Origin of the sequence: Bradyrhizobium sp. McL0616, from assembly GCF_049993385.1 — a bacterium.
GTDB lineage: Bacteria > Pseudomonadota > Alphaproteobacteria > Rhizobiales > Xanthobacteraceae > Bradyrhizobium.
In genome coordinates, this window is the sequence record NZ_CP188255.1 from 4,428,772 (window position 1) to 4,443,308 (window position 14,537).

Below are 14,537 nucleotides of genomic sequence, written 5' to 3' on the forward strand. Positions count from 1 at the left end.
AAAGCGAAGCGTGCCCACCGTCTTTCTCGAATGGCCGAGAGAAGTGGTGGGCACGGCGCTTGCGCGCCTTTGCCCACCCTACGAGCGCTGCGTTACGCCATCACCCGCTGCGGCAACAGCTCCGCGATCTGCACCGCGTTGAGAGCCGCGCCCTTGAGCAGCTGATCGGCCGCCACGAACATCGAGATCGAATGCCCGCTAGGGTCGCTCAGATCCTTGCGGATGCGCCCGACCAGGACGTCGTCCTGGCCCGAGGCATCGATCGGCATCGGGAAGTAGTTCTTCACGCGATCGTCGACCACCTTCACGCCCGGGGCCTGCGCCATGATGGCGCGGACCTGGTCCTCGCTGATCGGCTTCTCGCATTCGAAGGTGATGGCCTCGCAATGGGCGCGCAGCACCGGCACGCGGACGCAGGTGACGCCGATCGCGATGTTCTCGTCCTCAAAAATCTTGCGGGTCTCCTTGATGACCTTGGTCTCTTCGTCGTTGTAGCCGGTCTCGGGGTCGACGGCCGTGTTGTGGTTGAACAGGTTGAAGGCGTAGGGGTGCGGCATCACCTTGGGCGTATAGACCTGCCCATTGAGATTGGCGCGGGTGGACTCGACGAGCTCGTCCATTGCGGCGGCGCCGGCGCCGGAAGCCGCCTGGTAGGTCGAGATGATGACGCGCTTGATGCGGTTCTTCTGGTGGATCGGCCAGAGCGGCACCAGCGCGGTGATCGCGGCGCAATTCGGGTTGGCAATGATGCCCTTGTGGTCGCGAATGCGGCCCGCGTTGATCTCGGGGATCACCAGCGGCACGTTCGGATCCATCCGGAAGGCGGAGGAGTTGTCGACGACGACCGCGCCGGACTTCACTGCGATCGGCGCGTACTTCTTCGAAATGCTGCCGCCGGCCGAGAACAGGGCGATGTCGACGCCCTCGAAGGCGCGCTCGGTCAGTTCCTCGATGACGACGTCCTTGCTGCGGAACGACACTGTCTTGCCGGCCGAGCGAGCGCTGGCGAGTGCCTTGAGCTTGCCGACGCGAAAGCCGCGCTTGTCCATGGTGGCGATGAATTCGGCGCCCACCGCACCGGTGACGCCGACAATCGCGACGACGGGATCGTTACTCACTTTGTCCTCCATTGAGTTGCAGACAACAAAAAAGCCCCGGACCAGAGGGCGGGGCTTCGGTAGAGCTGATGCGTTTAGTCGACGACTATGCGCGCACGCCTCCCCGGGCCCCGAAGGCCGTGGTGGTTTTAGTCGTGCGTTTGGTGGTCGTGAACATGGCGGCGACTTATGCGGGAGAGTCTTGTGCCCGTCAATGGCTTTTCGGCGGGATTGTGGCCTGCGCTATTTGGTCCGCGCGCCGGGCGGCTCGAGGATGACCTCCTTGAGGTCGTCGCCGCTGATGACGACGATCGCGAAATTGAGCCGGCCGCGTTCGCGGATGAGGCCGCCGCTAATGGCCTTGCCCGAGGCCGCATGCTCGGCGACGCGCACGGCGTCCGCAAGGCGGTGCCTGATCGCGCCGAGCGCTGCGAGATTGCTGCGATCGTCGCCGTCGAGCTCGGCGAGGGGGAGGGCGGCTTCCCCGCCGACGAACTCGCCGGTCGCGGCATTGATGGTGTGGCGCCAGATCCGGTCATTGTGCAGGGTCTTCACCCGGAACACCGGCACGCCCGAGGCTCCGTCAAAACTCACATCCGCCGTGGTGGCGCCGGCGTGCCGCGCTTCGGCAATGGCCATGGCCTGGCCGATCGAGATCGACGAGCTGCGGAAGCGCTCGATCTCGCGGCTGACCGCCTGGCGGTCGGCTGCGGCATCACCATCTGTGTCGCCGTGGAGGGCGGTGGGCGTGCCGTCGGCCGAGACGACCGCCCGCGCCGGTGCGGCCATGAGCAACGCCGCGAGAGCGACCGCAAACAACGTCCAGGGGTGTCGTCGTGCTGCCTTCATGCTCGCAACCTTGGCATGCTCGTAACCTTCGTCGGCGAGTGTGCCGGATGATCGTAAAGAATTCGCGGCCGACCTTGGGCAATGGCCGGCCGCGGAGCGTCATAGCAGGTTGTGCCCGCTGCGGCGTTCGAAACAGCACGAACCTCTTTGGGGCTGGTGAAAAAGTGGCCGCGCCGTTTATAATGAAACCATACCGTATCGTTTTATTTTGGTCAAATGCGCGTTTCAGGGCGCCTTGGGGACAGTTCGCCAATTCACGGGATTGTCAGCGGGACGGGCGGCGGCGCGGCGCGTTTTTGGCGGCATCCTTGATGCGGTCGGCAGGTCCCAGCGCGCCGGCCAGGAACAGCTTGATCGCCGCCCGCATCCGCTTCTCGGCGGGTTTGAGTTCCATCGACGTTCCGAACGTCGCCATGCGGTGGGTGTGGCCGACGACGACGTCAAGGAACACTTCGGCTGCAATGGTGGTGTCGTCGACCCCGAGCGCGCCTTGCGCCACCAGATGATCGAAGAAGCGCGTGGTCGTGGCGACAGCCTTCAGCCAGCCTTCTTCCTTGCCGAGCTTGGCGATGTCGGGAAAGTTGATCGCCTGTGACGTCATCATGCGGCTGAAGGCCATGGCGTCCGGCCCGCAGGTGAAGGTGAGCATCTCGCGCCCGATCTCGACCAGCCGCTGCTCGACCGAGATATCGGACGAGCTGCCGAGTTGAGTCTCGGCCGCGGCGGACAGCGGCGCAAGCCAGCGTGCAATCTCGCGCCTTAGCACTGCCGTGAACAGCCCGCGCTTGTCGCCGTAGCGGGCATAGACGGTGGGTTTGCTCACCCGGGCTGCTTCCGCAACCGCATCGAGCGAGGTTGCGTCAAAACCGCGATCCAGGAACAGGCGGGTGGCGACTTCGATCAGGCGCTGGTCGCGCTCGATCGCTGCGCTTTTCGTCGGCCGGCCGCCGCGCGATTTCGACACCTCGCGCCGTGGCGCTGCCGTTCTTGTCTTGGTCGCAGTCAATCCCATGCCAATGATTCCTGCGCGGTCGTCACAATGATCATTGCTCTATAACGTGCAGCAACCGGGGCGTCATCGCGAATCTGGCCGAATTGGCCGTGTCGTCAACGGTCACGGTACGACGTCGTTCCGCCGCGCGGGTCTTAGGGCAGCGTCGAGGTCCAGGCCTGGCCGGCTGCCGCCTTTTCATACCCGTATTGATACAGCGCCCGCATGTAGGCGGTGTCGAAGCCTTCCGAGGTCGCCGCCGGATAATCGCGCGCGATGTAGGAGAGGTGGAAGCCCAGGCGGTTGCGCTTGGCGAAATCGTAGGTCGAGAAGATGATCGAGCGTGTCTGCGACTGGGTGATCGAGGACAGGCTGCGTGAGGCGACATCGATCGTGCCGTTGGCGACAAGCTCGAAGTTTCGTTCGATCTTCTTGTTGACGAGAATGTAGATGTCCATCTTCGCGTTGCCGGGCAGGCGTCCCTGGTCGAGCAGGGCCTCCGGCAGCGTCAGCACCGGGGCGGTTACGCCGCCGTCGACATGCATCTCCTGAAACTTGCGGCCCTGGCCTTCGGCTTCGATCATGATCGGCGGAAACACCAGGGGAATGCTGGCGGAGGCCGCCATCACGTCGCGAAACAGTTTGAGCGCCTCGGGCGTGCCGACCGTGGCGATCTTGCCCATGTCCCAGATGGCAGTTCGCTGGGTGTCGAGATCGGTCGTGACCACCAGCAGCCGTCGCCCCTTGGCGTTTTCGCGGGCGACCTGCGCCATGATCTCCGGCCCGACATAGCGCGCCACGAGCTCGCGCAATCGCGTGTTGCCGAACAGGCCGGAGCTGAACAGCACACGCATGATGCTGGGATCGCTCAGCAGGCTTTCGGCGATGCCGCTGGTGTAGAGCTCTCTGAGCGTGTCGTCATATTGCGGTCCGAGAAACGCAAAGGGAGCGATCAGGCCGCCGGTGCTCACGCCGGAGACGACCGAGAAGGCGGGCCGGGTGCCGGCCGTGCTCCAGCCATTCAGCACGCCGACGCCGTAGGCGCCGTCGGCGCCGCCGCCCGACAGCGCCAGGTAGCTCCTGTTCGAGCTGCTGTTGTCCTTCTCGAAGCTGAATTTCGTCACGGGCTCGTCCGTGTAGCGCCGCAAGCCCTCGATATCGAGGACGCGGGCGTCAGAGGCATCGGCAGCTGTGTAGGGCGTCCGCGGCAGCGACGTGCAGGCGCCGAGCGCGAGGCTCAATGCCAGGGCGGCCGATCTGAGCAGGCGACGGCCTGTCCTCCCGATCCGGCCGTGGACAGGGATCGATCCAGTCTGAACAACAGGGGAAGGCATTCGCCGTCAATCACCGCATACGCTGCGCACGGCCGCGGCGTTATTGCGCCTCGCCGGCATTCCATCCTGGCCCAGTCGTCTGATAGAACTATACGGTATCGTTTTGTTTAACAAGCGCCGGCGGCGGGGCACTCCCGCGGCCCAATTGTGTCCGGCCTGGGACCGGCAGGATGCCCGGAACCTTGCCAACTCGGCGGTTGATCGGCCTGTCCCGACACGCAATAAGCACCGCCATGGATACTTCCGATAACAGCCTTTCCAATCATTTCGAGCTGCTCGCCACCGACGGGGCGGCGCGCACCGGCCGCCTGACCACACCGCACGGCGTGGTGCGGACGCCGGCCTTCATGCCGGTCGGCACCGCCGGTGCCATGAAGGGCATGCACTGGCGTGAGGTGCGGGACGCCGGTGCCGACATCGTGCTCGGCAACACCTATCATCTGATGCTGCGGCCCGGTGCGGAACGCATTGCTGCGCTTGGCGGCCTGCAGCGCTTCACTGGCTGGAACGGGCCGATGCTGACGGATTCCGGCGGCTTCCAGGTGATGTCGCTGTCGGATCTGCGCAAGGTCACCGAGCACGCCGTCACCTTCCGCTCGCATATCGACGGCGCCAAGGTCGAGCTGTCGCCGGAGCGTTCGATCGAGGTGCAGCGTCTCCTCGGCTCCGACATCGCCATGCAGATGGACGAATGCGTGCGACTGCCGGCCGAGCGCGACGACATCGAGCGCGCGATGCGCTTGTCGCTGCGCTGGGCCGAGCGCTCAAAGCGCGCGTTCGAGAGCGCGCCGGATGGCTATATGCTGTTTGGCATCGTGCAGGGCGGCGACGTGCCGCAGCTTCGCCACGCCAGCGCAGAAGGTCTGGTCGAGATCGGCTTCCACGGCTATGCGATCGGCGGCCTTGCCGTCGGCGAACCGCAGGCGGTGATGCTGGCGATGATCGACGAGACCGCGCCGGCGCTGCCGTCAGACCGGCCGCGCTATCTGATGGGCGTCGGCACGCCGGACGACATCCTCGAAGCGGTGAAGCGCGGCATCGACATGTTCGATTGCGTGATGCCGACGCGCAATGGCCGGCACGGCGTCGCCTTCACCCGCTTCGGCCAGGTGAATTTGCGCAATGCGCGCCACGCCGACGATCCGCGTCCGCTCGACGACGAGAGCTCATGGCCGTCGGCGCGCAACTACGCGCGCGCCTACCTGCACCATCTCGTCAAGGCCGGCGAGACGCTGGGGGCGATGCTGCTGTCCGAGATCAATATTGCCTACTACCAGTCCCTGATGCATGGCATCAGGGATGCGATCGCACACGGAACGTTCGACGAGTTCTACCGGCGTACGCGTGAGGACTGGGCGAGGGGCGACATCGCCCCGCGTTAGAGCATGATCCGGAAAACTGTGGAGCGGTTTTCCGACGAGATCATGCTCGAAAAATAGAAGTCAATTGCAGACGAAACGCTGCTTGACGGCGTGCTTCGTCACGAAACCATAGCCGCAAGTGTCACAGGTCCAGAGATAGCTGATCATGTGGTCGGAGACATAGGCAGAGGCTTCGGCGGCGACCATGGAGTCGGCGCAAACAGGACAGGTCGGCAACTCGCTGCAACGCGGATCGCGCTTAGGCACTACGGTCGACAACACTTCAGCGGCTGCTGACATCGTGGTGACCTCCCTGCTTTGAGACCTAAGTCTAACATAAGCAGAATCAGTTGACGAGGTCGCAACACAAAAGCGTTGGTTTTATAAAATTGCCATCACGGCAATGCGTTCTCCTTATATCGCAGCGCAAACAATTCGCGTGCGTTGCGATAGGACGGCGCGCCCATTCATCGCCGCTGCGTTGGTGCTGTGCAGAGTGATGATGGTCCAGATCCCCGCGTTGCAGCTAGTCCAGTCCGGCGCGGCGAAAGGCTTCCAGATAGTGATCGCGGTCAGCATCGTGTTTGAACGGCATATTGGCCGCGATCCAGGCCAGCGAGAAATTGGGTTGCGCGCGTCGCAGTGCATCCAGCGCGGACGTGGCGATGTCGGCGTGTCCGGCCATGGCGGCGCCGGCGCATAGCATGCGGTAGCCACCGACGTGATCACTGCGCAGGCGAATACTCGCGCGCGCCAGCCGCATTGTCTCCGCATAATTGCGTCCAACGAACTGGGCGTATGCCGCAATGCCGTTGTAAATCGCCGAAAACGGATCGCGCGGGCTCAGGCGCAGTGCCCGGGCGGTGGCAGCGCCGGCGTCCTCCCATCGGCCGCTGAACGCCAGCGCCAGGCCGTACACACTCTGAGCCAGCGCAAAGTTCGGATTGAGGCTAAGGGCCAGTTCGAACGCGGCAAGGGAATCGTCGTAACGCCGTAGCAGTATGTGAACGCACGCCAGCGCGAGGTGCGCCCAGGGGTCCTCGCTGTCGGCACGGATCGCCGCCATCGCCGCGCCTTCGGCGATCCGAACCGCAGTTGCCATATCGGCCCAGCCATTATAGGCGCAGAAGGCGTGGCTGGTCGCGAGAACGCCGAGCGCCTGGCCGTAGTCGGGATCAATCGCGATAGCCTTCTCCAGCAACTCTTGTGCGGCGATATAGTCCTCGCGCGTGAGACGCCAGAAATGCGACAGTGCCCGCATCACCAAGGCCCAGGCGTCCATGCTGTCCGGCGTCCTACGCTTGGAGCGGAAATGTTCGGCGGCATAGAGCTGCGGCTCGATCGAGGCGGTGATCGCCTCGGTGATCTCGTCCTGTACAGCGAAGACGTCGCGGAGACCGCGATCGTAACGTTCCGCCCAGACGTGGCTGCCGGTAGCAACGTCATTGAGCTGGGCCGTGATGCGGACGCGGTCGCCATCCCTGCGGACGCTGCCCTCCATCACGTAGCCGACGCCGAGCTCCTCGCCAATCTTCTGGATGTTAACGGCTGTGCCCTTGTAGACGAAGGACGAGTTGCGCGCGATCACGAAGAACCAGCGCAGCTTGGACAGCGCCGTGATGATGTCCTCGCTGATGCCGTCGGAGAAATATTCCTGATCGGGATCACCGCTCATGTTGACGAAGGCCAAGACGGCGATGGCGGGCCGGTCGGGCAGCGGCAAGGTCGGTCGCAACTCCTCCTTGGGGTCGGCTGACGGCAGTCCGATGGCTGGCGCCACGTGATTGCCGGCCGCCGGCTGCACGCGCACGGCGCCGACAAAGCGGTGACCCTTGCGGGCTATGGTGCGGATCAGCGTCTGGTGCTGGCCGTCGTCACCCAACGCTTTGCGCGCTGCATAGATGCGGCTTGTCAGGTTTGCATCCGACACGGCGCGGCCGCCCCAGACCGAAGCGATCAGGTCATCGTTGCTGACAACGCGATCGCGGTTCTGCACCAGATGAACCAAGACGTCGAGCACTTGCGGTTCGACCGCGATCAATTGGGTGCCGCGCCGCAGCTCGCGGCGCTCAGTGTCCAGCACATGGTCGGCAAAAATAAACTGCACGCGAGTGTCCAAAAAGCGGATCGGCGCGACTGCCGCCATTGAGCTGAAAGAAATGAAACGAGACGCGCTTCCTCGCAGTTGCCGCTCGTTGGCTGCGCCGGAGAGAGGGCAGATGACGGCTTGGTGATCAACATAGCACAGACAGGAAATCTGAAGGATCTCTTCAGAAGAATTCACGCTGGCCTAAAGCCCGGCTTCAAGTCTTCGGCGAGAGTTACCGCTAAGCACTCCGATCGAGGGACTGAGACTTGTAGAAGGATCATGACGATGGCGACCCAAGCTACGTTTTCCAAAGGTGCCGGCGTGCTATCGGTGTTTGACGACAACGTCGGTAACACCATCGTTACCAGCCGAGATGCGGCCGGTAACATTCTTGTCAACGGCGGCGCCGTCGCCATAGCGGGCGACCGGCCGACGGTCGCCAACACTGGAATCATCCAGGTGTTCGGCCAGGGCGGCAACGATACGATTTCACTCGACGAAGCCAATGGCGCGTTGCCGGCTGCGCAACTGTTTGGTGGCGCAGGCAACGACACGCTGATCGGCGGCTCGGGCAACGACCAGCTGTTTGGCGGTGCGGGCAACGACATCCTCGAAGGCAAGGGTGGCAATGACTTGCTGTTCGGTGGCGACGGTAACGACACGCTGATCGGCGGCACCGGCGACGACCAGATGTTCGGTGGCGCCGGTAATGATCGGATGATCTGGAATCCTGGCGAGGGCACCGATCTCATGGAGGGTGGCGACGGCATCGACACCGCCGAGGTCAACGGCGGCAACGGCGCCGAGACATTCACGCTCACGGCCAACGGCAGCCGCGTGCGGTTCGACCGGATCAGCCCTGCGCCGTTCTCGCTGGACATCGGCACCACTGAGAATTTGGTGCTCAACATGAACGGCGGCGACGACACCTTCACGGCCGGAAACGGCCTCGCGGCACTCATCAACCTCACGGTCGACGGTGGCGCTGGCAACGACACCATCACGGGCGGCGACGGCAACGACAGGCTGATTGGCGGAGACGGCAATGACGTCATTACCGGCGGCCGCGGCAATGACACCCTGCTGGGCGGCAATGGCGACGATACGTTCATCTGGAATCCGGGTGACGGCAGCGACACCGTCGAAGGTCAGGACGGCACTGATACGCTGGTCTTCAACGGCGCCAACATCAACGAGAACATCGGTATCACAGCCAACCACGGCCGGGTGAAGTTCACCCGCGACGTCGCCAATATCACGATGGATCTCAACGGCATCGAGCACATCAATTTCAACGCGCTCGGCGGTGCAGACAACATCAATGTCGGCGACCTCACCGGCACCGGCGTCACTCTGGTCGCGCTTGACCTGGCAAGCCAACCTGGCAGCGGCACAGGTGACGGCGCGGCCGATACCGTGACCGTCAACGGTGCCAACGGCAGCGACAATATTCAGATATCCGGAACCGGAGGCTCGGTCACGGTCGCCGGCCTGCCCGCGACCGTTACGCTCGCCGGCTCCGAGGGAGCCAACGACCGGCTCATCGTTGACGGCGGTGCGGGCAACGACGTCATCACCGCTGCCGGCCTAGCGGCCGGCGTCATCGGCCTCACCATCGATGGCGGTGCCGGAAACGACACCATCACCGGAAGCCAGGGCGACGACACGCTGATCGGCGGTGACGGCAATGATACCGTGGTCGGCGGCCGCGGCAACGATGTGGCATTCCTCGGAAACGGCAACGACACCTTCGTCTGGAATCCGGGCGACGGCAGCGACGTGGTCGAGGGTCAGGCCGGTACCGATACGCTGGTATTCAATGGCTCCAACGCGTCGGAGAATATCGACATCTCGGCCAATGGCTCGCGGGCCAGGTTGTTCCGCGACGTCGGCAATGTCACGATGGACCTCAATGGCATCGAGCACATCCAGCTCGCGACGCTTGGCGGCGCTGACACCGTCACGGTTAACGACCTCACAGGAACCGACGTCAAGCAGGTCGCCATCGATTTGTCGGCGACGCCGGGCAGCGGGCAGGGCGACGCGCAACCGGACACCGTGATCGTCAACGGCACCGCCGGCGACGACCACGTCAGTGTCGTCAGCAGCGGCTCGTCGATCCTGGTCAACGGATTGGCAGCGCAGGTGTCGATCAAGGGCGTTGATGCCGGCACGGACTCGCTTGTCGTCAATGGATTGGGCGGGGATGACATCATCGACGCGTCCGGGCTCCACGCCGGCCAGGTCAACCTCACCATCAACGGCGGCGACGGTAACGACACCATCACCGGAAGCGCGGGCAACGACTTCGTTAACGGCGGGCGCGGCAATGACGTGGCCAACCTTGGTGCCGGCGACGACACGTTTGTCTGGAACCCCGGCGACGGCAGCGATACCGTCAATGGCGGTGCCGGCAATGACACGCTGCTGTTCAATGGCTCCAACGTCGGCGAGAACATCGATATCTCGGCGGACGGCTCGCGGGCGAAATTGTTCCGCGACGTCGGCAATGTCACGATGGACTTGAAAAATATCGAGACCATCGATGTCAATGCCCTGGGCGGTGCGGACACTATCACGGTAGACGATTTGTCGAAAACCGACGTGCGGCACGTCGCTATCGATCTGGCGGCGACGCCAGGCAGCGGCGCCAGCGACGGCAGTGCGGACACGATCGTCATCAACGCGACCAACGGCGACGACGTGATCAACATCACCGAGAGCAACGGTGTGGTCACGGTGTCGGGTCTGGCGACGGACGTGACGATCGCTGGATTCGACTCCAACGACCGCATCGTCATCAATGGCCTCGGCGGTGACGATGTCATCAACGCCTCCGGGCTGCCGGCCGGCATCCAGGTGACCGAAAACGGCGGCGACGGCGCGGACGTTCTGCTGGGAGGCGCGGGTAACGACACGCTCAGTGGCGGCGCGGGAGATGACATCCTGATCGGTGGTGGCGGGCAGGACATCCTCGACGGAGGAACCGGCAGCAACACCGTCCTGCAAGCGCCGGTGAGCCGCAACAGCGCCGTTGGCGACGCTTCGCCAGCCGCAGGTGCAGCGCTGCTGGGTCAGTTCATGGCGTCGAGCTTCGTCTCGGCAGGTGAGGGGCTCGGCGCTGTGCCGATCGCCGATCCTTCGGCCAGCCAGCATTCGCAGCTGGCACAGCCGCACGCCTGATGCGACCTGGCCCTGGAGAGCACCCATGAGCACCGAAACTGACTGCAGACCGACCGATCCTGGTCTGGAAGCCCTTGTGACGCTGCTGCATCTCCAGGGCGTTGCCGCCGATGCCGGACAGATCGCGCATCGGCTGGGAACAGACAAGATCGGCGCACCGGAGATGCTCCGGTGCGCCAAGGAATTGGGGCTCAAGGCACGCGCCTATCGAACGGACTGGTCGCGGCTTGCCAGCACGCCCTTGCCGGCCATCGCGCGCTTGCGCGATGGCGGCTTCCTCTTGATCGCCAAGGCCGACGCGGGCAGGGCTTTGGTTCAGTCGCCGCTGGCGCCCCGGCCGGTGTTGATGACGCGGGACGAACTGACGGCGATCTGGGACGGCGGGCTGATCCTGATGACCCGTCGTGCCGGTTTGTCCGACGTTACCCGGCGGTTCGACGTCACCTGGTTTCTGGGAGCGATCCACAAATATCGTCATCTCCTGAGCGAGGTCCTGCTCGGCTCGTTCTTTCTGCAACTGCTCGGCCTGGTCTCGCCGCTGTTCTTCCAGGTCGTCATAGACAAAGTGCTGGTACATCGTTCCCTCAGCACCCTCGACGTACTCGTTCTCGGGCTGGTGACCATCTCGGTTTTCGAGACCGCGCTGGGAATCCTCCGGACCTATCTGTTTTCGCACACCACCAACCGCATCGACGTCGAACTCGGCGCTCGCTTGTTTGGCCACCTGCTGGCATTGCCGATGGCCTACTTCCAGGCGCGGCGCGTCGGAGATTCGGTGGCGCGGGTGCGCGAATTGGAGAACATCCGGAATTTTCTCACCAGCTCGGCGCTGACACTCGTCATCGACCTGTTCTTCACCTTCGTCTTCCTGGCAGTGATGTTCCTCTACTCGCCGCTTTTGACCTGGATCGTGCTTGGCTCGTTCCCGTTCTACATCGCGATATCGGCCGGGGCAACGCCGCTGTTCCGGCGGCGGCTGAACGAGAAATTCCAGCGCGGCGCCGAGAACCAGGCCTTTCTGGTCGAGAGCGTGACCGGTATCGAGACCCTCAAGGCGATGGCGGTCGAGCCACAGATGCAGCGCCGCTGGGAGGAGCAGCTCGCAGGATATGTGGCTGCGAGCTTCCGGGTGCTCAGTCTTGGCAACAGTGCGAGCCAGACGGTGCAGCTCGTCAGCAAGATCGTCACGGCGAGCATTCTTTATTTCGGCGCCAAGCTCGTCATTGACGGCAGCCTTTCGGTCGGCGAACTCGTCGCCTTCAACATCCTGGCTGGCCGCGTGAGCGCGCCGGTGCTGCGGCTTGCGCAGATCTGGCAGGATTTTCACCAGGCGCGGCTGTCGATTGCGCGGCTGGGCGACATCCTCAATACCACTGCCGAGCCGACCTATTCGGCGGGCCGTGCACGGCTGCCGGCGATCCGGGGCGACATCAGGTTCGATCACGTCTCGTTTCGCTATCGCATCGACGGGCAGGAGGTCCTGCACGATGTCAGCTTCGACGTGCCGGCCGGCCAGACCGTCGGCATCGTAGGGCCGTCCGGCTCGGGCAAGAGCACGTTCGCCAAACTGGTGCAGCGTCTTTACGTCCCGGAGCGCGGACGCGTGCTGGTGGACGGGATGGACCTCGCGATGGCCGATCCGGCCTGGCTGCGCCGCCAGATCGGCGTCGTCCTGCAGGAAAACGTGCTGTTCAACCGCTCGGTCCGCGACAATATCGCGCTCGCCGATCCTGCGATGCCGATGGAACGCGTCATCGCGGCGGCCCGACTTGCGGGCGCGCACGAATTCATTCTCGAACTTACCGAGGGATACGACACCGTGGTCGGTGAACGCGGCTCGACGCTTTCGGGCGGGCAGCGCCAGCGTATCGCGATCGCCCGTGCGCTCGTCACCGACCCGCGCATCTTGATCTTCGACGAGGCCACCAGTGCGCTCGACTATGAGAGCGAACGCATCATTCAGCAGAACATGAAGGACATCGCCAAGGGGCGAACCGTGTTGATCATCGCGCACCGGCTCTCGACGGTGCGGGCGATGGACCGGATCGTCACGCTCGATCGTGGCCGTCTGGTCGAGGACGGCAGCCACGACGCACTCATCAAAACCGGCGGCCGTTATGCTTCGTTGCACCGGCTGCAAGGGGGATTCCATGAAGCCGGCTGAATCAGCGACGAGCACCCAGTCGACGGCAGGCGTCATTCCGTTTCGGCATGCGCAACAGCGCCGCCGTGACGAATTGGCATTCCTGCCGGCGGCGCTTGAAATCGTGGAGACGCCGCCTTCGCCAATCAAGCGCGCGATTGGTGCCGTCATCATTGCGCTGTTTTGTGCGGCGCTGGTCTGGGCTTGGTGGGGCACCATCGACATCGTTGCTTCGGCAAGCGGAAAGATCCTGCCTAGCAGTCGTGTCAAGGTGATCCAGCCGTTCGAGACCGGGGTGGTGCGTTCGATCAAGGTGCAGGATGGGCAGCCGGTCAGGGCAGGCGAGGTTCTGATCGAGCTCGATCCGACCGCGAACGAGGCCGAGCGCGATCATTCGCGCAATGACCTGGTCGCCGAGCGGCTCAACATCGCGCGATTGCGGGCGGCACTTGGCGGCGGCGATGATCCCGTGGCTGATTTCGTCGCGCCCGCCGGCGCGGACCCGGAGTTGGTCGCGACCCAGCGCCAGCTCTTGCTCAACCAGATGACCGAGCACCGTGCCAAGATCGCGGCTCTCACGCGCCAACAGGCGCAGAAGGAGGCCGAGCAGGCCACGACGGCAACCACGATCCACAAGCTCGAGACGATCATTCCGGTGATCCAGTCGCGCGTCGACATTCGCAAGACTCTGGTGGAGAAGGAGCTGGGCTCCAAACTCAGTTATTTCGAGGTGCTCCAGCTATTGGTTGAGCAGCAGGAGGAATTCAGCGTTCAGAAGAGCCATTTGCACGAGACCGAAGCGGCCATCGCCGCGATCCGCGAGACGCGCAACCAGGCAACGGCGGAATATCGCCATGCGCTGGCCGACGAATTGGCCAAGGCCGAGCAGAAGGCGAACGGCCTGTCGCAGGATTTGATCAAGGCCGAGCAGAGGACCAGGCTTCAATTGCTGACCGCCCCCGTAGACGGCGTGGTGCAGCAGCTTGCGGTCCACACGGTTGGCGGCGTCGTCACGCCGGCGCAGTCGCTGCTGGTGGTGGTGCCAAGCGACAGCCGGCTGGAGATCGAGGCCATGGTGTCGAACCGAGACATCGGTTTCATCCATGCCGGGCAAGAGGCGGAGATCAAGATCGATACCTTTAATTTCACCCGCTATGGCCTCCTGCACGGCCAGGTCATCACGGTCTCGCAGGATGCCGTCATCCGCGACCGGCAACAGGATCGCTCCAATGATCGGCAGCTGGGGACCCAGAATGAAACCAGCGAGCCGAAGGGGCAGGAACTCAACTACAGCGCGCGCATTTCGCTCGACCGCACCCAGATGCAGATCGATGACAGGATGGTCAATCTGTCGCCAGGGATGGCGGTGACCGTGGAAATCAAGACGGGGTCACGCACAATCCTGAGCTATCTGCTGTCGCCACTGTTGCGATACCGGCAGGAAACGCTGCACGAGCGGTGAGTAGCTCCAATAGCTGCCTTGTTGTTGG

10 protein-coding genes are annotated in these 14,537 nt (G+C 63.8%); 4 read left to right on the forward strand and 6 right to left on the reverse strand.

Annotation, left to right across the window (positions count from 1 at the left end; genetic code table 11):
• Window positions 1–92 precede the first annotated feature (92 nt).
• The 4 genes from ACPPVR_RS21460 to ACPPVR_RS21475 form a co-directional block, all read right to left on the reverse strand.
• Window positions 93–1,130, reverse strand: coding sequence for an aspartate-semialdehyde dehydrogenase (locus ACPPVR_RS21460; RefSeq protein ID WP_426608581.1), 1,038 nt, complete (start codon window positions 1,128–1,130; stop codon window positions 93–95).
• Window positions 1,131–1,340: 210 nt separating this feature from the next.
• The gene (locus ACPPVR_RS21465; protein ID WP_426608582.1) at window positions 1,341–1,886 is read right to left on the reverse strand and encodes a PepSY domain-containing protein; all 546 of its coding nucleotides are present in this window, start codon (window positions 1,884–1,886) and stop codon (window positions 1,341–1,343) included.
• Window positions 1,887–2,211: 325 nt separating this feature from the next.
• Entirely contained in the window at window positions 2,212–2,958 is a 747-nt protein-coding gene (locus ACPPVR_RS21470; protein ID WP_426608583.1) for a TetR/AcrR family transcriptional regulator, read from the reverse strand.
• Between the two features lie 134 nt (window positions 2,959–3,092).
• Window positions 3,093–4,271 carry a patatin-like phospholipase family protein gene (locus tag ACPPVR_RS21475; protein ID WP_426608584.1) on the reverse strand — a complete coding sequence of 393 codons (1,179 nt, stop codon included), beginning with the start codon at window positions 4,269–4,271 and terminating at the stop codon, window positions 3,093–3,095.
• Window positions 4,272–4,504: 233 nt separating this feature from the next.
• On the opposite strand from ACPPVR_RS21475, the gene tgt reads away from it, so the two are divergent.
• Window positions 4,505–5,653, forward strand: coding sequence for a tRNA guanosine(34) transglycosylase Tgt (gene tgt / locus ACPPVR_RS21480; protein ID WP_426608585.1), 1,149 nt, complete (start codon window positions 4,505–4,507; stop codon window positions 5,651–5,653).
• Between the two features lie 60 nt (window positions 5,654–5,713).
• Here the strand turns inward: tgt and ACPPVR_RS21485 are convergent, their stop codons facing one another.
• On the reverse strand, window positions 5,714–5,932 hold the full coding sequence (locus ACPPVR_RS21485) for a hypothetical protein (protein WP_426608586.1): 219 nt from the start codon (window positions 5,930–5,932) through the stop codon (window positions 5,714–5,716).
• Between the two features lie 226 nt (window positions 5,933–6,158).
• The gene (locus ACPPVR_RS21490) at window positions 6,159–7,739 is read right to left on the reverse strand and encodes a winged helix-turn-helix domain-containing tetratricopeptide repeat protein (protein WP_426608587.1); all 1,581 of its coding nucleotides are present in this window, start codon (window positions 7,737–7,739) and stop codon (window positions 6,159–6,161) included.
• A gap of 267 nt (window positions 7,740–8,006) precedes the next feature.
• Here ACPPVR_RS21490 and ACPPVR_RS21495 point away from each other — a divergent pair, with 267 nt between their 5' ends.
• From ACPPVR_RS21495 to ACPPVR_RS21505, 3 genes are read left to right on the forward strand one after another with little or no spacing between them, the layout of a single operon-like run.
• Complete coding sequence (locus ACPPVR_RS21495) at window positions 8,007–10,904, forward strand: beta strand repeat-containing protein (protein WP_426608588.1); 2,898 nt, start codon at window positions 8,007–8,009, stop codon at window positions 10,902–10,904.
• Window positions 10,905–10,929: 25 nt separating this feature from the next.
• Entirely contained in the window at window positions 10,930–13,068 is a 2,139-nt protein-coding gene (locus ACPPVR_RS21500; RefSeq protein WP_426608589.1) for a type I secretion system permease/ATPase, read from the forward strand.
• Window positions 13,055–14,509: an HlyD family type I secretion periplasmic adaptor subunit gene (locus ACPPVR_RS21505; protein WP_426608590.1), complete on the forward strand. Its 1,455-nt coding sequence runs from the start codon at window positions 13,055–13,057 to the stop codon at window positions 14,507–14,509. The genes ACPPVR_RS21500 and ACPPVR_RS21505 overlap by 14 nt, the downstream gene beginning before the upstream one ends.
• Window positions 14,510–14,537 lie beyond the last annotated feature (28 nt).